Consider the following 18850-nt stretch of genomic DNA (forward strand, 5'->3'; position numbering starts at 1 on the left):
CGGCTCATGAGGCGGAGGTGGCCGGTTTCTCGCTGCCGACAACCCACATCGAGTAGTACTGGGCGCCACCGCCGTAGGCGTGGCCGAGCGCCTTCTTGGCGCCGGGAACCTGGTGATCGCCGGCCTTGTTCATCACCTGGATGGCCGACTCGGCGAAGCGGATCATGCCCGACGCGCCGATCGGATTGGACGACAGCACCCCGCCGGACGGGTTGAACGGGATGCGTCCGCCGATGGCGGTCTCGCCGGCTTCGGTGAGCTTCCAGCCCTCGCCCTCGGCGGCGAAGCCCAGGCTCTCCAGCCACATCGGCTCGTACCAGGAGAACGGCACGTACACCTCGCCGACATCGATCTCGTCGATGGGGCTGGTGATGCCGGCCGCCTTCCACAGCGCCGCGGCAGCGTCGCGGCTGGCCTGTGGGTTGACCTGGTCGCGCCCCGCGTACGCGAGAGGTTCGGTGCGCAGCGCGGTCGCGTGGATCCATGCCACCGGGTGCCCCTCGGCGACGCGCGCGTCGGCGGTGGCTTCGTCACCGATCACCAACGCGGCCGCGCCGTCGGAGGACGGGCAGGTCTCGTCGTATCGGATCGGATCCCACAGCATCGGCGACTCGAGCACCTTCTCCAGCGTGATGTCGGGCTGATGAAGATGTGCCAGTGGGTTTTTCGCGCCGTTGAGGCGATCCTTGACCGCGACCATGGCGCCGATGTGCGTCGGCGCTCCGGAGCGGCGGATGTAGGCGCGGATGTGCGGGGCGAAGTAACCGCCGGCGCCGGCGCCCACCGGCTTGGTGAACGGCACCGGGATGCTCAGCGCCCACATGGCGTTGGACTCCGACTGCTTCTCCCACGCCATGGTCAGCACGCGCCGGTACTTGCCCGACTGCACCAGGCTCGCGGCCACGATGGCGGTCGAGCCGCCCACCGAGCCCGCGGTGTGCACGCGGATCAGCGGTTTGTTCGTCGCGCCGGTGGCGTCGGCCATGAACAGCTCCGGCATCATGACGCCCTCGAAGAAGTCCGGCGCCTTGCCCACCACGACGGCATCGATGTCGTCCATCGTGCAATCGGAGTCGGCCAGAGCCTTGTCGATGGCCTCGCGCACCAGGCCGTTCATCGACACGTCCTTGCGTTTGGCGACGTACTTCGTCTGCCCGGTGCCCAGGACGGCGGCGAGATTCTTCTTTGCTCCGTCAGCCATGTCTCAACGCCCTTCCAAAACCGCGACCAGATTCTGCTGCAGCGCAGGCCCACTCGTTGCGTGGGCGAGTACCCGGGATGCCTCGCCGGCGAAGACGTGGCGGGCGGCGAAGCCGATGCGCTCGAGGCCCGCCGAGAACATCGGGTTGGCGGCGAGCGCGCCACCGGACGGGTTGATCTTCGTGCTGTCGGACAGTCCGATCGCCTCGGTCAGGATGAGCTGCTGATGGCTGAACGGAGCGTAGATCTCGGCGAGCTCGATGGAGGAGGTATCACCGTTGGTGGCCGCGGCCGCCGATGCGGCCGTCGACGGCGACGTGGTCAGCTCCCGGGCACCGAGTACCGGCGTCTCGATGCGGTGCTCGATGCCCGAAATCCACGCCGGGCGCTCGCGCAGCTCACGGGCCCGGTCGTCGGCGGCGAGCACGATCGCCGACGCGCCGTCGGTGATCGGTGCGATGTCGTGGCGACGCAGCGGATCGGCGAAGAACGGCTGGGCGAGCAACTCCTCGACGGTTCCGCCCGATTCGAGTCGGTCCACCCGCGGGCCGGCGGCCTGGGCGTCCAGGGCGACCTGGGCCATCTGCTCTTCGGTCCATGTGCCGGCGTCGAGGCCCATGCGCGCCTGCAGCCCGGCCATGCTCACCGAGTCGGGCCACAGCGGCGCGACGGTGTACGGGTCGGTCTGCAGCGCCAGCACCCGCCGCAACGTCCCGGCCGAAGACTTGCCGAAGCCGTAGACCAGCGCGGTGTCGACCTCCCCGGTGAGGATCTTGATGTAGGCCTCGTAGAGCGCCCAGGCCGCGTCCATCTCGACATGCGACTCGTTGATCGGCGGCACCGCGCCGATGGAGTCGATCGCTGAGATGAACGAAAACGCCCGTCCGGCAAGGTAGTCCGACGATCCGGAACACCAGAATCCGATGTCGGCCTTGGTGATGCCGAGGTCGTCGTAGATCTCGGCGAAGCACGGCATCAACATCTCGACACCGTTGGTGGTCCCGTCGGTGCGACGCACGTGCGGTGCGTGCGAGAACCCGACGACGGCAACTTCTCTGCTCACGAAAGTCCCTTTACAGGTGATGCTTGTAGGTGTCGTAGTCGGCGTCGGGTTCGCCCGTCGGCCGGAAGTACTCGATGTTGTCGATGCCCAGGCCCCATTCCTCGCGGGGCTTCCAGACCGCCTGCACCCGCATCCCCATCCGCACCTGGTCGGCCTCGATGTCGGCGACGAGGTGCAGCACCGGGATGTCGGCGCCGTCGAGCAGCACGTAGGCCGCCACGTAGGGCGGCTTGATCCGCTGCCCGGCGAACGGGATGTTGATGATCGCGAACGTCGTGACCGTGCCGGTGTCGGCCAGTTCGATGTACTGGTCGAGCGGCTGGCCGGTAGCCGGGTTGGCCTCTTTCGGCGGGAAGTACACCTTGCCGTCGGCGCCGGTGCGGGCCCCCAGCAGCTTGCCCTGTTCCAGCGCTCGCAGGAACGCGCTCTCAGGCTGGGATGCGGTGTGCTGGATCTCGATCCAACTGGGCACGACCAGCATCGTCACCGGGTCCAGCCCCTCCGGCGGCTCCGGCACGTCTTCGGCGGTGTCGCCGAGCGAGAAGTAGGCGATGTCGGTGATCGCGCCGGCCGGCTCGTCGACCCAGTGGGCGTGTACCCGGGCTCCGGTGCTGATCGCGTCGGGTCCATCGGCCTCGACGGCGTGCAGCATCGGGGTGTCGGCGCCGTCGAGGCGGATCAGCGCCCACGCGAAGGGCCGATCCAGCGGTTGCCCCTCCAACGGGTGGGACTGCCACGTCCACGACACGACGGTGCCCACGCTGGCCACGGGCACGACCTCGGTCAACGCCTCGTAGGTGACGGGGTCATACTCAGCGGGCGGGACCAACACGCGTCCGTCCGAACCGCGCACCCCGACGATGCGCCGCTCGCGTAGCGCGGTGAAGAACTGACCGAGGAGTGGTCCGACTGAACGGGTGTAGTCGAATGCCAGCTTCAGAGGAGCGGAAAGTGGCGGTTCATGCGGATCGATCTGCACCGGGCTGCTTTGGCTGGTGGTCACAGCATCGAGTAGAACAGGTTCTAAGAATGGTTTCAAGGGACGGCTGTGGCTTCCCGGAAAGGCGGATCGGATGAAACTGGGTCTGCAACTCGGATATTGGGGTGCGCAACCTCCGACCAACCATGCCGAACTGGTGTCCGTCGCCGAAGAGGTCGGCTTCGACACCGTGTTCACCGCCGAGGCCTGGGGCTCGGACGCCTACACACCGCTGGCGTGGTGGGGCCGGGAGACGACGCGGATGCGGCTGGGCACGTCGGTGATCCAGCTGTCGGCGCGCACCCCGACCGCGTGCGCGATGGCGGCGCTGACCCTCGACCACCTCTCCGGTGGCCGCCACATCCTCGGTCTCGGGGTGTCCGGTCCGCAGGTTGTCGAAGGCTGGTACGGCCAGAAGTTCCCCAAGCCGCTGGCACGGACCCGCGAGTACATCGACATCATCCGGCAGGTGTGGGCCCGGGAAGCGCCGGTGCACAGCGACGGACCGCACTACCCGTTGCCGCTGACCGGGGAGGGGACCACCGGGCTGGGCAAGAACCTCAAGCCGATCACCCACCCGCTACGTCCCGACATCCCGATCATGCTCGGGGCCGAGGGGCCGAAGAACGTCGCACTGGCCGCCGAGATCGCCGACGGCTGGTTGCCGATCTTCTACTCCCCGCGCATCGCGACCATGTACAACGAGTGGCTCGACGAAGGTTTCGCCCGCCCGGGTGCGCGGCACACCCGCGAGACGTTCGAGATCTGCGCGACCGCGCAGGTGGTCGTCACCGACGACCGGCCGGCGATCATGGACCTGATGAAGCCGCACCTGGCGCTCTACGTGGGCGGGATGGGTGCCGAGGGCACCAACTTCCACGCCGACGTCTACCGGCGGATGGGTTATGCCGATGTCGTCGACGAGGTCACCCGCCTCTTCAGGAGTGACCGCAAGGACGAGGCGGCCAAGGTGATTCCCGACGAACTCGTCGACGATTCGGCCATTGTGGGCGACCTTGCGTATGTGCAGGAGCAGATCAAGGCGTGGGAGGCCTCCGGGGTGACGATGATGGTGGTGGGCGCGCGTTCGGCCGAACAGATCCGGGATCTGGCCGCGCTGGTCTAGACACTTCTTGCAGTGTGTCTAGAACACGTTCTAGATTGACGGTGTGACCGAAGCCACGAACGCGTCCACGCACACGATCGCCGGAACGGTGCTCACCATGCCGGTGCGGGTGCGCACCGCCCACCAGCACACCGCGATGTTCGTCGTGGACGCCGACGCCGCGCAGGCCATGATCGACTACAGCGGCCTGCAGGTGTGCCGGTTCGCCCGCAACCGGGCGATGGTGGTGCTGATGCTCATGCGCTACGAGGACACCGACCTGGGTGCGTACTACGAGTACGGCACCAACGTCATGGTCAACCCGCCCGGCTCGCGTGCAAGCGGGTTCTCGGCGCTGCAGTCGGCGGGCGCGTTCGTGCACCATCTGCCGGTCGATCAGTCCTTCACTCTGGAAGCCGGACGCACGATCTGGGGCTACCCGAAGGTGATGTCGGAGTTCACCATTCGCGGAGCGGATGATTCGGCTGGGGTTCGCGGAGCGGATGGTTCAGCAGGAGTCCGGCAGGGCCGGTCGTTCGGCTTCGACGTCACGATCGACGGGCAGTTCGCCGTCGGGATGGACTTCCGGCCCGGCTTCCCGGTGCCCGCGGCGTTGACCGGACGCAAACAGGTGCACTCGACGTACTCCTATCTGGACGGCGTCACCAGGGAGACGCCGGGGGAGATGGTGATGACCGGGGTGCGGTACCGGCCCGGCGGGGTCACGGTGCGGTTGGGTGACCATCCCTACGCCGCCGAACTCGCGTCGCTCGGCCTGCCCAAGCGAGCGTTGATGTCCAGCTCGGCGGACAACGTGGACATGACGTTCGGCGACTCTCGCGTCTTCTAGCCCGGCACCTCGAAGCAGCCACGAAAAGGAAAGTCATGACCTCGACACTGTCCGGCCTCGACGTCGATCTGGCCGACGGCAACTTCTACGCCGACCGCAACGCACGGGAGGCCTACAAGTGGATGCGGGCCAACCAGCCGGTGTTCCGCGACCGCAACGGACTGGCCGCGGCGACGACCTATCAGGCGCTGCTCGACGCCGAGCGCAACCCGGAGCTGTTCTCGTCCACCGGCGGCATTCGGCCGGACCAGCCGGGGATGCCGTACATGATCGACATGGACGATCCGGCGCACATCCTGCGCCGCAAACTCGTCAACTCCGGGTTCACCCGCAAGCGCGTCATGGACAAGGTGCCGGCCATCGAGAACCTGTGCGACGCGCTGATCGACGCGGTGTGTGAACGCGGCGAGTGCGACTTCGTCCGCGACATCGCCGCGCCGCTGCCGATGGCCGTCATCGGAGACATGCTCGGCGTGCTGCCCGAAGAGCGTGACAAGTTGCTGCAGTGGTCCGACGACCTGGTGTGCGGACTGTCCTCGACGGTCGACGAGCTGACCATCCAGAAGCTGATGGACACGTTCGCCGCCTACACCGCGTTCACGATGGAGGTGATCGCCGACCGTCGCGCCAACCCGACCGACGACCTGTTCTCGGTGCTGGTCAACGCCGAGGTCGAAGGCCAGCGCATGTCGGATGACGAGATCGTGTTCGAGACGCTGCTGATCCTGATCGGCGGCGACGAGACCACCCGCCACACGCTGTCCGGCGGCACCGAGCAGCTGCTGCGTCACCGTGATCAGTGGGAGGCGCTGGTGGCGCAGCCTGATCTGCTGCCCGGGGCGATCGAGGAGATGCTGCGCTGGACGTCGCCGGTGAAGAACATGTGCCGCACGCTGACCGCCGACACCGAGTTCCACGGCACGTCGCTGAAAGCCGGCGAGAAGATCATGCTGATGTTCGAATCGGCGAACTTCGACGAGTCGGTGTTCGGCGATCCCGAGAATTTCCGGATCGATCGCAACCCGAACAGTCACCTGGCTTTCGGTTTCGGCACCCACTTCTGCCTGGGCAACCAGCTGGCCCGGCTCGAGTTGAAGATCATGCTGACCAAGGTGCTGTCGCGGCTGCCCGATCTCCGGCTGGCCGACGACACCGCGCTACCACTGCGACCGGCGAACTTCGTCAGCGGGCTGGAATCCATGCCGGCCGTGTTCACACCTACCGCCCGGGTGCTGTAGCGCCCCTTCGGCGGTGCGCTCTTGCGTCGCCGGTGCCGGAACGACCCCGCCCGTGCGTCCGTCCGTCGAGCGCCGCGCGCCGAGCGTGAAGTGAGTGCGAAAAGTCGCGTGGATTTTCGCAGAGGATTCACGGTGGGCGAGCGGGGCGGACCGGACCTGCCCGGCCGGACCTGCCGCGGGCCGGAACCAGCCGATCGGACGTGCGTCCGTACTCTCGCTGTTCGTCGAGCGTGAAGTGAGTGCGAAAACTCGCGTGGATTTTCGCAGAGGATTCACGGCGGGCGAGCGGGCTGGTTGTCGTGGGCCGGAATCAGCCGATCGGACACGCGTCCGTGCTCTAGCTGTTCGCCGAGCGTGAAGTGAGTGCGAAAAGTCGCGTGGATTTTCGCAGAGGCTTCACGGTGGGCGAGCGGGCTGGTTGTCGTGGGCCGGACCGAACGAGCGGACCCGCCCGGACCGAACCAGCCGGGCCGGAAAGCAGACCGTCGAAGCCGGCGCGACCGAACCAAGACCGCCGAAACGGCCCGGGCTACTTCATCTGGAAGTTCGGCGCCCGCTTCTCCTTGAACGCCCGCGGGCCCTCCTTGGCGTCCTCGGACAGGAACACCGGGATGCCGTTGGCGGTGTCGGGCTTGAAGGCCTCGTTCTCGTGCATGCCCTCGGTCTCGCGGATGGTCTTGAGGATCGCCTGCACGGCCAACGGACCGTTGTTGTTGATCACCTCGGCGATCTCGATGGCCTTGTCCAAGGCAGAGCCGTCTGGCACCACGTAACCGATCAGCCCATAGGACAGCGCTTCGGCGGCGGTGATGTGCCGTCCGGTCAGCAGCAGATCGCAGGCGATCGTGTAGGGGATCTGGCGCACCAGTCGCACGGCGGACCCGCCCATCGGGTACAGGCTCCACTTCGCTTCGGAGATACCGAACTTCGCGCTCTCGCCGGCGATGCGGATGTCGGTGCCCTGCAGGATCTCGGTTCCGCCGGCGATGGCCGGGCCTTCGACAGCGGCGATCAGCGGCTTCTTCAGCCGGCGGCCCTTGAGCAGACCGTCGATGCGCGACGGGTCATAGCTGCCGTCCTTGAACGAGTCGCCCGGCGGCTTGGCCGAGGCCGCCTTGAGGTCCATGCCCGCGCAGAAGTAGCCGCCCGCCCCGGTGAGGATGCAGCTGCGGATCTCCGGATCTTCGTCGACGCGGTCCCAGGAGTCGACCATGATCGAGAGCATCTCGCCGGAAAGCGCATTGCGCGCCTCGGGGCGGTTCATGGTGACGATCAGGGTGTGTCCGCGCTGCTCAACGAGGCAGTCGGCCTGCTTGTCGGGGTCGCTCACAGATGTCCGCCTTCCAGCGTCGTTGCCACAGACTTGTCTCGAAATGTAACACGTTCTAGTTTAGAGCTGTGGCTCTGAATATCGCCGATCTCGCCGAGCACGCCATCGACGCCGTGCCTGACCGCGTCGCCCTCATTTCGGGTGACGAGACGCTGACTTACGCCGAGTTGGAGGAGAGGGCCAATCGTCTGGCGCACTACCTCATCGACCAGGGCGTCAAGAAGGACGACAAGGTCGGGCTCTACTGCCGCAACCGCATCGAGATCGTCATCGCGATGCTGGGCATCGTCAAGGCCGGCGCGATCCTGGTCAACGTCAACTTCCGCTACGTCGAAGGCGAGTTGAAGTACCTGTTCGACAACTCGGACATGGTGGCTCTCGTGCACGAGCGTCGCTATGCCGACCGGGTGGCCAACGTGCTGCCCGAGACGCCGAACGTCAAGACCATCCTCGTGGTCGAAGACGGCACCGACGAAGATTTCCAGCGCTACGGCGGCGTCGAGTTCTCCTCCGCACTCGAGCAGGGCTCCCCGGAACGCGACTTCGGCCCCCGCAGCGAGGACGACATCTATCTGCTCTACACCGGCGGCACCACCGGGTTCCCCAAGGGCGTGATGTGGCGTCATGAGGACATCTACCGAGTCCTGTTCGGCGGCACCGACTTCGCAACCGGTGAACCGATCGCCGACGAATACGGGCTGGCCAACCAGGCCAAGGAGAGCGGGCCGATGGTCCGCTACCCCATCCCGCCGATGATCCACGGGGCCACCCAGTCGGCTACCTGGATGGCGTTGTTCTCGGGCCAGACCACCGTGCTGGAGCCGGAATTCGACGCCGACAAGGTGTGGCGCACCATCCACGAGCACAAGGTCAACCTGTTGTTCTTCACCGGTGACGCGATGGCGCGGCCACTGCTGGATGCACTGCTGGCTCATCAGGACGAGGGCAACACCTACGACCTGAGTTCGCTGTTCCTGCTGGCCAGCACCGCGGCGCTGTTCTCGACCAGCCTGAAGGAGAAGTTCCTCGAGCTGCTGCCGGATCGGATCATCACCGATTCGATCGGATCGTCGGAGACCGGCTTCGGCGGTTCGAGCGTGGTGGCCAAGGGGCAGTCACACACCGGCGGGCCGCGGGTCACCATCGACAAGAACACCAAGGTGCTCGACGAGGACGGCAACGAGGTCCAGCCGGGTTCGGGCAAGCGCGGTGTCATCGCCAAGTGCGGCCACATCCCGGTGGGTTACTTCAAGGACGAGAAGAAGACCGCCGAGACGTTCAAGACGTTCAACGGTGTGCGTTACGCGATCCCGGGTGACTTCGCCGAGGTGGAGGCCGACGGGACGGTGACGATGTTGGGCCGCGGTTCGGTGTCGATCAACTCCGGCGGCGAAAAGATCTATCCAGAGGAGGTCGAGGCCGCCCTCAAGGGCCACCCCGATGTCTTCGATGCGCTGGTGGTCGGTGTGCCCGACCCGCGCTTCGGCCAGCACGTCGCGGCCGTTGTGCATCCCCGCGAGGGCGCCAAGCCGCGCCTGGGAGATCTGGATGCGTTCGTGCGCAAGGAGATCGCGGGCTACAAGGTGCCGCGCAGCCTGTGGCTGGTCGACGAGGTCAAGCGCTCGCCCGCAGGAAAGCCCGACTACCGCTGGGCCAAGGACGTCACCGAGCAGCGGCCGGCTGACGAAGTGCACGAGAAGCACGCGGCAACGAGCTCGTAGGCAGGAATGAACATGAGAACCGAACTCTGCGATCGCTTCGGCATCGACTATCCGATCTTCGTCTTCACGCCCTCGGAGAAGGTCGCGGCCGCGGTGACGCGGGCCGGCGGCCTCGGGGTGCTGGGCTGTGTGCGGTTCAACGACGCCGACGACCTCGAGAACGTGCTGTGCTGGATGGACGAGAACACCGACGGCAAGCCCTACGGCGTCGACATCGTCATGCCCGCCAAGATCCCGACCGAGGGTACCTCGGTGGACATCAACAAACTGATCCCGGCCGAGCACCGCCAGTTCGTCGACAAGACGCTCGCCGACCTGGGCGTGCCTCCGCTTCCGGAGGACGAGGCACGATCCGAAGGCGTGCTGGGCTGGCTGCATTCGGTGGCCCGCAGCCATGTCGAGGTCGCGCTCAAGCATCCGATCAAGCTGATCGCCAATGCGTTGGGCTCACCGCCCAAGGACGTCATCGATCAGGTGCACGAGGCCGGGGTACCGGTGGCCGCGCTCGCCGGTTCGCCGAAACACGCGCTACGCCATGCCGAGAACGGTGTGGACATCGTCGTCGCCCAGGGCCACGAGGCCGGTGGCCACACCGGTGAGATCGGCTCGATGGTGCTGTGGCCCGAGATCGTCGACGCGCTCGACGGCAAGGCTCCGGTGCTCGCCGCGGGCGGGATCGGCACCGGCCGGCAGGTGGCGGCCGCACTGGCGCTGGGCGCGCAAGGGGTGTGGATGGGCTCGGCGTTCCTGACGTCGGCCGAATACGACCTCGGGGAGCGGCTGGACTCGGGTCGCTCGGTGATCCAGGAGGCCATGCTGCGCGCCACCTCCGCGGACACCGTGCGTCGCCGCATCTACACCGGCAAGCCCGCCCGACTGCTCAAGAGCCGGTGGACCGATGCCTGGGATGCGCCCGACGCTCCCGAGCCGCTGCCGATGCCGCTGCAGAACATCCTCGTCAGTGAGGCGCATCAGCGGATGAGCGAGTCGGCCGATCCCACTGCCGTGGCGATGCCGGTCGGTCAGATCGTCGGCCGGATGAACGAGATCCGGCCGGTCGCCGACATCATCGCCGAACTGGTGGCCGGTTTCGAGGAAGCCACGAAACGGCTGGACACGATCCGCGAGGGCTGAGCCCGCGGTATACCTGGGCTGTGAACGGTGCCCAGGCTCTGCTGACCACGTTCGTCGACAACGGGGTCGACGTCTGTTTCGCCAATCCCGGCACGTCCGAGATGCACTTCGTTGCGGCACTGGACGACGTCCCCTCCATGCGCGCGGTCCTGGCGCTGTTCGAGGGGGTGGCCACCGGCGCGGCTGACGGTTACGCACGCATGGCCGGACGGCCCGCGGCGGTGCTGCTGCATCTGGGGCCGGGCCTGGGCAACGGGTTGGCCAACCTGCACAACGCCAAGCGCGCGCACGTCCCGATGGTGACGGTGGTCGGTGATCACGCCACGCACCACAAGCGTTTCGACGCGCCGCTGGAATCCGACATCGACGCGGTGGCGGCAACGGTGTCGGGATGGGTGCACCGGTGCATGCGCCCCGGCGATGTCGGCGCCGACGCAGCCGCCGCCATCCGCGCCAGCGGTCGTGGGGAGATCGCGACGCTGATCCTGCCCGCCGATGTGTCCTGGTCGGACGGGGGCGTGCCCGGCACGGTGTCGCCGCTTCCCGATCCGGTCGTCGACGCCGACGCGGTGCGGGCCGCGGCTGCGGCGCTGCGTTCCGGCGGCCGGACCGTGATCCTGGTCGGCGGCGATGCCACGCGGCGGCCGGGTTTGACGGCGGCGGCCCGTCTCGCCGAGGCCACCGGCGCGGAGGTGCTCTGCGAGACCTTCCCCACCCGTCTGGAGCGCGGCGCCGGAGTGCCTGCGGTGCCACGCCTGATCTACTTCGCGAAGTTCGCCGCGCAGCAGCTCGCCGGGGCCACACACCTGATCCTGGCGGGCGCGCGCTCGCCGGTGTCGTTCTTCGCCTACCCCGATCCGGACAGCCCCAGCGATCTGGTTCCAGCGGGCTGCACGGTGCACCCGCTGGCCGGCCCCCGCGGGGCGGCCGCGGCGCTGCAGCAACTCGCCGACGAGCTGGCGCCCGGGATCGTCGCCCCGGTGCCGGACATCGCCCGGCCGGAGGTGCCCACCGGGGCACTCGACGCGGCGTCGTTGGCGGCGACGGTCGCCGCGCTGTTGCCGGAGGACGCCGTGATCGTCGACGAGTCCAACACCGCCGGTGCCGCCGTGCCCGACGCCACGGCGGGAGCGCCCGCGCACGACGTGCTGACCCTGACCGGCGGTGCCATCGGTTACGGCATGCCGGCCGCGGTGGGTGCGGCCGTGGCCGTGCCCGACCGCCCGGTGTTGTCGCTGCAGGCCGACGGTTCGGCGATGTACACGATCTCGGCGCTGTGGACGCAGGCTCGGGAGAGTCTGGACATCACCACCATCGTCCTCAACAACGGCGCCTATCAGATTCTGCGGTGGGAGCTGGCGAACGTCGGTGTCGCCGAACCGCACTCCCGGGGCCGGCGGGTCACCGATCTGCTCGACCTGGGCAATCCCGACCTCGACTTCGTCAAGCTCGCCGAAGGCATGGGTGTTCCGGCCCGACGGGTGAACACCGCCGAGGAGCTGGCCGCGGCGCTGCGCGAGGCGTTCACCGAGCCCGGTCCGCACCTCATCGAGGCGATGCTCAGGGCGTGATGACGGTCTGGTCGTCGATGATGTCCGTCGCCGGGCCGATGATGTCGAGCTGGCTCTCCAGCCCATCGGCGTTGAGCTGCAACACGTACAGCCCGTCGTTGCCGGGGACCACCGCCGTCTTCTGGGCCACCACCTTGGTCACCCCGTCCTGCACCCAGGTGCCGCCGAGCTGATAGGCGGGGAAGCCGGACAGCGTGCTCGTCCGGCCCCGGCTGAGTGGTTCCCAACCGGGCAGATTGGCCAATTCACCCGCCGCGTACTCGATGATGGCGTCGGGGTCGACGTCCCCGGTCAGCCGCGACATCAGCGCGACGATGCTCGGGGTGTACTCCTCGGCGCCGGGGCCCGAATAGTAGATCGCCCCGTAGGCCCATTCCGGGGTGTCGGCACCGGCGTCCTCCCAGCCTTCGGGAAACGGCAGGTCGACCGTGGGGGCTCCGGGATCGCCACGAAACACCGGTGTCTCGCGGATGTCGTGCTCGGCGATGTAATCGGCGATCGTCGTGGCGGGGCCCGGTGCGGACTCCTCGCGCGGCGCGATGCGCTCCCGCGACGGTGCCGCCGCGGCGCTGGTCGTGGTCGTCGTGGTGGCCGTTTCCGACGATTCGGCGATGGGGGTGCCGGACTCGGTTTCCGACGTGCCGCAGGCGGTCGCCACGAGCACCACGGCGGCCGCGGCGCAGCGGATCAGGGCGGTGGGCTTCACATCGGAAAGCCTAAGTCAGGAACCCGCCGAGCCGGATTGGGTAGAAGTACTCAACTTGCGTGCCAGCGCGGCCATGTTCTGCTCGACCTCCTGCTGCCAGAGGCCGTTGGCGTGGGTGGTGTCGACTTCCTGTTCGTAACGGTCGGTCATGTCCGCCGTGACGTCGGCGGCGTCGACATAGAACTGCTGATACCACCGGCGGTGCTGATAGACCGGCCCGTCTTCCTCGGTCAGCAGCGGGTTCTCGATCGGGGACTTGTTCTTCCAGATCTCGACGTCTTCGAGGAAGCCCTCGCCGAAGCTCTTGTTCATGGCCGCGGCGAGTTTGGCGGCCTTGTCGCCGGGCAGGCCCGGCATCTCCTGCACGGCCACCCCCCACTGCAGCATGAACGAGTTGTGGGTGACCGGGTAATGGCAGTTGATCAACGCGACCTCGACGGTGAATTCCGGCGCGAGGTCGTTGTGCAGCCAGTTGATCATGTAGGCAGGCCCGAAATACGTCGCTTCGGAACGCAGATAGGTTCCGTCCCAGAGCTTGTCCGGATCGGCGGTGTAGTCGGGCCGCGGCTTGGACTCCATGAACTGGCTGGCGGTGTGCCCCTCGATCACATTCTTGAAGTACGTCGGATAGGCGTGGTGGATGTAGAAGAAATGGGCCATGTCGACGTTGTTGTCGACGATTTCACGGCAATGCGCTCCTTCGATGAGGATCGAGCTCCACTGCCACGGTGACCACCGACCCTCGTCGAACCCCTCGATCGTCGGCGGGGCCAGCTCAGCCGCCGGAGTGCTGCCCTCCGGGTCGTGCCACACCAGCAGCTGACCGTTCACCTCGGTGGTCAGCCAGGCCCGGGTACGGGCCAGCCGCGGGGTGCGCTTGGCGTAGGGCACCAGTGAGCATCGACCGTTGCCGCCCCAGCGCCAGTCGTGGAACGGACAGGCGACGTCATCACCTTTGACGGTGCCTCGGGACAGGTCCCCACCCATGTGCCGGCAGTAGCCGTCGAGCACGTTGAGCTTTCCGGCGGAGTCGGCGAACACCACCAGCCGGGTGCCGAATGCGTCGATGCCGTGCGGGCTTCCGTCTCTGAAGTCCTCGGCCAATCCCAGACAGTGCCACCCGCGGGCGAATCGGGTCATGGCCTGTCCGGGGTCGATGTCGCGAACTCCCTGCATCTCTGCGCTGCTCATGGCCTGCTTCCTTTCAGCATGTCCAGCACAGCCAGATGGCTGAAGACCATGCTGGTTCCAATCGGGTTGCCACCGCCGGGGTAGGTGGTGCCGCTGGGGGCGGCCATCGTGTTGCCCGCGGCGTACAGCCCCGGGATCACCTGGCCGGTCGTGTCGAGGACTCGCGCCGTCGTGTCGGTGCGCAGACCTCCTTTGGTGCCCAGATCCGACACCCCGAACGCGGCGGCGTGGAACGGTGGCTGGTCGATGGGGTGCAGCGGCGACGCGCCGCCGGAGAACGCGCGGTCATACGGCTCGTCCCCGCGGCCGAAGTCCTCGTCGGTTCCGTGCGCAGCGAACTCGTTGAACCGGGCGACGGTGTCGGTCAGGTTCTGCGGCGGCACACCGATCGCCTCGGCCAACGACTCGAGGGTGTCCGCGCTGCGCCACAGTCCCGCTGACACGTAGCGTTGCGGCTCGACCATCGACACGTTGGTGGCCTTGACCGGAGGGACAGGGACCTCCTCGTCCCCACTGCTGTCGTAGACCATCCAGAACGGCAGCGTGACCGTGCCGTCGGCCATCGCGGCCAGCACCGCTCGGCCGAGCCGATCGTAGGCGGCGGACTCGTTGACGAACCGTCTGCCGTCGTCGTCGACGAAGATCCCGCCGGTGAACCAGAGTGCGAACGCCGACGACCCGTCGGGGTGGGTCAGACCGGGCGACCACCAGGCTTGATCCATCAGGTCGGTGTCGGCGCCGACGGCGATCCCCGCGAGGTGGGCCAGTCCCCGATTGCTCCAGGGTCCCATGCTGTCTCGTGACTGCCCGGGCACGCCGTAGCGGGCCCGCATCTCGTCGTTGTGCTCGAAACCACCGGCGGCCAGCAGCACGCCTCGACGGGCCCGGATCCTGCGCCGGCCCTCCGGGGTCTGCACCACTGCGCCGGCCACCCGCCCGTCCTCGACGACGAGCTCGGTCAGCGCGGTGTCCAGGCGCGCGGAGGAATGCGGATACTGCCGGGTGGCCAGCAGGAATCGGGCGATCAGAGCACGGCCGCCGATGAAGTAATCCTCGGGCGCCGGTTGCCCCAACCGGTCGGTGTCGAGCGGTCCGCGGATCAGCTCGCGCAACTCGGGGGCCGCGGCCACCTTCAGCGGCTTGGCCGCGATGTGGCGCATACCGTCACCGCGTGCCTTCGGTGCGCCGCCGAAGTAGTCCGGCCAGGGCAGCAGTGAGAACTTCAGGCGCTCTTCGGCTTCCAGGTATTCGACGAGCGGCGCGCCCCCGCGGACATAGGTTTCCTGCAGCGCCGCCGGGGTACGGTCACCGACCACGGCCGCGTAATACTGCACGGCGTCGTCGACGTCGTCCTCGATGCCGGCGCGGCGGACCACGGGGTTTCCGGGAAACCACATCCCGCCCCCACCGGAATACGCGGTGGTGCCGCCGAACCGGTCGCTGGCCTCGACGAGGATGACCGACATCCCCTCGCGGGCAGCGGTGTAGGCCCCGGTGACACCGCCCGCACCCGAGCCGGCGACCAGCACATCGGTGGTGTCGTCCCACTCAGACATGGTGTTGCCTTCCGTGCGTGGTGAACTCGGCGTCGAGGTCGAGGCGGTCGGTGTCCGACATGAGGCGGTAGTCGGGACAGCCGCGGCCCGTCCAGCGGTACACGGAGTCTCCGGTGTGCCATCGTTGGGCCTGCAGATCGCGTTTGAGCACCTTGTTGGAGCCCGTCGCGGGCAACTCCGCTGAGACCCGCAGCAGTCGCGGCATGCCCTTGCGGCCCAGATCGTCCTGCTCGGCCAGGAACGCCGCGAACCCGGCGGCGTCGAACACGGCAGGATCGGTGACCTCGATGGCGGCCATCACCTGATCACCGGAACGCGGGTCGGGCACACCGTAGGCTCCGGCGGTGATCACCGCGGGGTGGCGGCGCAGCACCCGTTCGATCGTCACCGCCGACGTGTTCTCGCCGTCGACCCGGATCCAATCGCCGCGTCGCCCCGCGAAATACAGGAAGCCGTCGCCGTCGACGTAGCCCAGATCACCCGACCAGTACCAGCCGTTGCGCACCCGCTCCGCGTCGGCGGTGTCGTTGCGGTAGTAGCCCTCGAAATCCCGCGCGCCGCGGCGGTCGACGATCTCACCGATCGCCTCGTCGGGGTTGCGAACGCGGCCGCCGGAGTCGAGCAGCGCACGCGGGCGCTCGGCCATCGTCTCGGGGTCGACGATCACCACGTCGGCGTGCGCAGGACGGCCGAGCGCGCCCGGCGGGGCAGCCGGGTCTGCGACCGCCACCGCGCCGCCCTCGCTGGAGCCGTACCCCTCGAAGAGTTCGGCGCCGAACCGGCGGCGGAACTCCTGCTGATCCTCCGGGGAGGCCTCGGTGCCGAATCCGCGCGTCAGGGTGTTGACCGCGTCGTCGTCGCGCTGCGGGGTGGACAGCAGGTAGGCCATCGCCTTGCCGACGTAGGTGAAGAACGTCGCGCCGAAGAACCGGACGTCGGGCAGGAAGCGGGAGGCGGAGAACGTCGGTGTCAGGCACACCGTCGCGCCCACGGCCAGCGCGGGCGCCCACAGCGCCATGATCGCGTTGCCGTGGAACAGCGGCATGCAGCAGTAGTCGACGTCGCCGCGATGATGGCCGTACTTCTCGGCGGCGGCGTAGGCGATGCGGGCCAGCCGGCCCTGGCTGCACCGGACCGCCTTGGAGGCACCGGTGGTGCCAGACGTGAACAACAGCAGCATCAGGCGCGTGCCGTCCACCGCGGGCGCGATGACCGGGTCGGTGCGGTGCGCGTCGACGCGGCGCTGATGGCCTGGTTCGTCGACGAGCAGGAAACGCTCGGCGGGCAGCCCGTGCGCGAGCTCGCGCAGCCGTTCTGATCCCCGGCGGTCGGTGACGATCAGTGCACAGTCGGCGTGCCGGATGTCGGCGGCCAGATCGGCCGATCCGCGCGTCGGGTTCAGCCCGACGACGGTCGCGCCGGCCAATGCGGCACCACCGAGCCAGAACACGAAGTCGGCGACGTTGTCCAGCAGCACGCCGATGTGGCAGGGCGCGTCCGGAAAGAGGCTGTCCTGCAACGCGGTTGCCAGTGCCGCACGAGCCGCCGACTCGCGTACCACATCGTCCCAGCTCCAGTCGCGCTCGTGGGTGCGCAACCCCGGCCGGGTGTCACCGACACGGTCCATCAGCATGGAGGCGATGTCGGTGTGGCGCGGGGTCGGTGGGGTCATGGTCGCCGGATCTGGTGGACGGGGTCGGCACAATCGGTGCCCTCGGCCGAGAGCGTGCGCTTGATGACCTTGAACGTCTCGGTGCGGGGCAGTGCAGTGGCAACCCGCACGAAGGCGGGCCATTGCTTGGGTCCGAGATCGTCCTGCTCGGTGAGGAACCGGGCGAAGGCGCCGGGATCGAACTCGATTCCCTCGGGCAGCACCAGCGCTGCCATGACCTGATCGCCCACGTTCGGATCCGGGATCGGGTACACGACCGCTTCGGTGACGTCGGGGTAGCGCGCCAGGACCCGCTCGATCGGGGCGGTGCCGAGGTTCTCGCCGTCGACCCGCATCCAGTCACCCAGACGCCCCGCGAAGTGGGCGAAGCCGTGCTCGTCACGGTAGGCCAGGTCACCGCTGTGGTAGACGCCGCCGGCCATGCGTTGCGCTTCGGCGTCGGGATCCTTGTAGTAGCCCCGGAACTGGCCGCGGCCGGTGGTGTTGACGAGCTCGCCGATCACACCGGTCGGGCACGGTTCGCCGGTGTCGACGTCGACGATGTCGACACCGGCGGCCAGCGGCCCCAACGCGCCTTCCGGGGTGTCGGGCGTGCGGGCGATCGACACCCCGCCCTCGCTGGAGCCGAAGCCGTCGACGACGTCGACATCGAATCGGTGCCGGAACCGGGCCAGGTCTCGCGGTGCCCCTTCGTTGCCGTAGGCCACCCGAAGCGGATTGTCACGGTCGTCCGGCCGTTCCGGCGTGGCGAGGATGTAGGACAGCGGCTTTCCGACGTAGTTGGCATACGTCGCACCGAAACGCCGCGTATCGGGGATGAACTGGGATGCGGAGAATTTGCGCCGCAACGCAATCGACGCCTGCGCGGCGACGGCGGGCGCCCACCCGGCCATGATCGCGTTGCTGTGGAACAGCGGCATGGACAGGTAACACGTGTCCGTGGGTCCGAGGCCGAACCGCGTTGCGAGCATCACCCCGGGAAACGCCACTTTCTCATGGGTGCAGCGCACTGCTTTCGGGTCGCCACTGGTTCCCGAGGTGAAGATCAACATGAACAGATCGTCGGGGTCGACCGTCGGGAACTTCACGACGGCGCCCCGGTGGGCGCGCAGTTCGTCGGCGAAGTCAGCAGAGTCGACATCAATCGCGTCGACGCCCACGTCCTGCCCGGTGGCATCGGACAGCACGAGTTGGCAGTCGGCGTGGGCGATGTCACGCTGCAGGGCCGCGCCACGCCGGGTGGGGTTCAGCCCGACGGGCACGATCCCGGACAGCGCGGCGGCCACCAGCACCGTGCCGAAGAACGGTGTGTTGCCCAGCAGCACCCCGACGTGGGGTGGCTCGGCCGGGTTCAGCCTGGCGCGCAGCGCTGCGGCGAGGTCGGCGCCGGCTTGGATGTGATCACGCCAACTGGTGAACACCACCGTGTCCGCCTCGGAACCGGTGTCGCCGGCTCCTATCGCGGCCACACCCTGGTCGTCGACCTCGGTCAACGGCTCCAGCAGGGAAGCGACAGTCGGTTCGTCCACCGTGA

Annotated in this window: 15 protein-coding genes; 6 read left to right on the forward strand and 9 right to left on the reverse strand. The window is 68.0% G+C overall.

Annotated elements, in window-relative coordinates:
- Window positions 1–4: 4 nt before the first annotated feature.
- Genes ACEWX3_RS03765 through ACEWX3_RS03775 form a run of 3 tightly spaced genes read right to left on the reverse strand, consistent with a single transcriptional unit; the run spans window position 5 to window position 3266 of the window.
- Window positions 5–1201 carry a thiolase domain-containing protein gene (locus tag ACEWX3_RS03765; RefSeq protein ID WP_348727598.1) on the reverse strand — a complete coding sequence of 399 codons (1197 nt, stop codon included), beginning with the start codon at window positions 1199–1201 and terminating at the stop codon, window positions 5–7.
- 3 nt (window positions 1202–1204) lie between these two features.
- Window positions 1205–2263 carry a thiolase domain-containing protein gene (locus tag ACEWX3_RS03770; protein WP_221354293.1) on the reverse strand — a complete coding sequence of 353 codons (1059 nt, stop codon included), beginning with the start codon at window positions 2261–2263 and terminating at the stop codon, window positions 1205–1207.
- A gap of 10 nt (window positions 2264–2273) precedes the next feature.
- Window positions 2274–3266 carry a Zn-ribbon domain-containing OB-fold protein gene (locus ACEWX3_RS03775; RefSeq protein WP_221354295.1) on the reverse strand — a complete coding sequence of 331 codons (993 nt, stop codon included), beginning with the start codon at window positions 3264–3266 and terminating at the stop codon, window positions 2274–2276.
- A 70-nt stretch (window positions 3267–3336) separates the two neighbouring features.
- On the opposite strand from ACEWX3_RS03775, the gene ACEWX3_RS03780 reads away from it, so the two are divergent.
- From ACEWX3_RS03780 to ACEWX3_RS03790, 3 genes are all read left to right on the forward strand, one after another.
- The gene (locus ACEWX3_RS03780; RefSeq protein ID WP_207065213.1) at window positions 3337–4368 is read left to right on the forward strand and encodes an LLM class F420-dependent oxidoreductase; all 1032 of its coding nucleotides are present in this window, start codon (window positions 3337–3339) and stop codon (window positions 4366–4368) included.
- Between the two features lie 97 nt (window positions 4369–4465).
- Window positions 4466–5197 (forward strand): acetoacetate decarboxylase family protein, encoded by a 732-nt coding sequence (locus ACEWX3_RS03785; protein ID WP_374159774.1) that lies wholly within the window; start codon window positions 4466–4468, stop codon window positions 5195–5197.
- Between the two features lie 35 nt (window positions 5198–5232).
- Window positions 5233–6435 (forward strand): cytochrome P450, encoded by a 1203-nt coding sequence (locus ACEWX3_RS03790; RefSeq protein WP_221354297.1) that lies wholly within the window; start codon window positions 5233–5235, stop codon window positions 6433–6435.
- Between the two features lie 529 nt (window positions 6436–6964).
- On the opposite strand, the gene ACEWX3_RS03795 is transcribed toward ACEWX3_RS03790, so the two are convergent.
- The gene (locus ACEWX3_RS03795) at window positions 6965–7699 is read right to left on the reverse strand and encodes a crotonase/enoyl-CoA hydratase family protein (protein ID WP_286182581.1); all 735 of its coding nucleotides are present in this window, start codon (window positions 7697–7699) and stop codon (window positions 6965–6967) included.
- 134 nt (window positions 7700–7833) lie between these two features.
- Between ACEWX3_RS03795 and ACEWX3_RS03800 the strand changes: the two genes are divergently transcribed.
- Genes ACEWX3_RS03800 through ACEWX3_RS03810 form a run of 3 tightly spaced genes read left to right on the forward strand, consistent with a single transcriptional unit; the run spans window position 7834 to window position 12191 of the window.
- Window positions 7834–9486: an acyl-CoA synthetase gene (locus tag ACEWX3_RS03800; RefSeq protein ID WP_207065215.1), complete on the forward strand. Its 1653-nt coding sequence runs from the start codon at window positions 7834–7836 to the stop codon at window positions 9484–9486.
- A 12-nt stretch (window positions 9487–9498) separates the two neighbouring features.
- Window positions 9499–10620 (forward strand): nitronate monooxygenase family protein, encoded by a 1122-nt coding sequence (locus ACEWX3_RS03805; protein ID WP_152518826.1) that lies wholly within the window; start codon window positions 9499–9501, stop codon window positions 10618–10620.
- A 20-nt stretch (window positions 10621–10640) separates the two neighbouring features.
- Complete coding sequence (locus ACEWX3_RS03810; RefSeq protein ID WP_374158710.1) at window positions 10641–12191, forward strand: acetolactate synthase large subunit; 1551 nt, start codon at window positions 10641–10643, stop codon at window positions 12189–12191.
- Here the strand turns inward: ACEWX3_RS03810 and ACEWX3_RS03815 are convergent.
- The 5 genes from ACEWX3_RS03815 to fadD17 are packed head-to-tail and all read right to left on the reverse strand — an operon-like array spanning window position 12181 to window position 18845.
- On the reverse strand, window positions 12181–12897 hold the full coding sequence (locus tag ACEWX3_RS03815; RefSeq protein WP_374158711.1) for an LpqN/LpqT family lipoprotein: 717 nt from the start codon (window positions 12895–12897) through the stop codon (window positions 12181–12183). The genes ACEWX3_RS03810 and ACEWX3_RS03815 overlap by 11 nt on opposite strands.
- Before the next feature lie 15 nt (window positions 12898–12912).
- Window positions 12913–14073 (reverse strand): Rieske 2Fe-2S domain-containing protein, encoded by a 1161-nt coding sequence (locus tag ACEWX3_RS03820; RefSeq protein ID WP_374159775.1) that lies wholly within the window; start codon window positions 14071–14073, stop codon window positions 12913–12915.
- An 11-nt stretch (window positions 14074–14084) separates the two neighbouring features.
- On the reverse strand, window positions 14085–15644 hold the full coding sequence (locus ACEWX3_RS03825) for an FAD-binding protein (protein WP_374158712.1): 1560 nt from the start codon (window positions 15642–15644) through the stop codon (window positions 14085–14087).
- Complete coding sequence (locus ACEWX3_RS03830; RefSeq protein ID WP_374158713.1) at window positions 15637–17316, reverse strand: AMP-binding protein; 1680 nt, start codon at window positions 17314–17316, stop codon at window positions 15637–15639. The genes ACEWX3_RS03825 and ACEWX3_RS03830 overlap by 8 nt, the downstream gene beginning before the upstream one ends.
- On the reverse strand, window positions 17313–18845 hold the full coding sequence (gene fadD17, locus ACEWX3_RS03835; RefSeq protein ID WP_374158714.1) for a long-chain-fatty-acid--CoA ligase FadD17: 1533 nt from the start codon (window positions 18843–18845) through the stop codon (window positions 17313–17315). Before fadD17 ends, ACEWX3_RS03830 begins: the two co-directional genes overlap by 4 nt.
- Between the last annotated feature and the right edge of the window lie 5 nt (window positions 18846–18850).

It is taken from the genome of Mycobacterium sp. G7A2 (genome assembly GCF_041902445.1).
In the GTDB taxonomy this organism is placed as follows: domain Bacteria; phylum Actinomycetota; class Actinomycetes; order Mycobacteriales; family Mycobacteriaceae; genus Mycobacterium.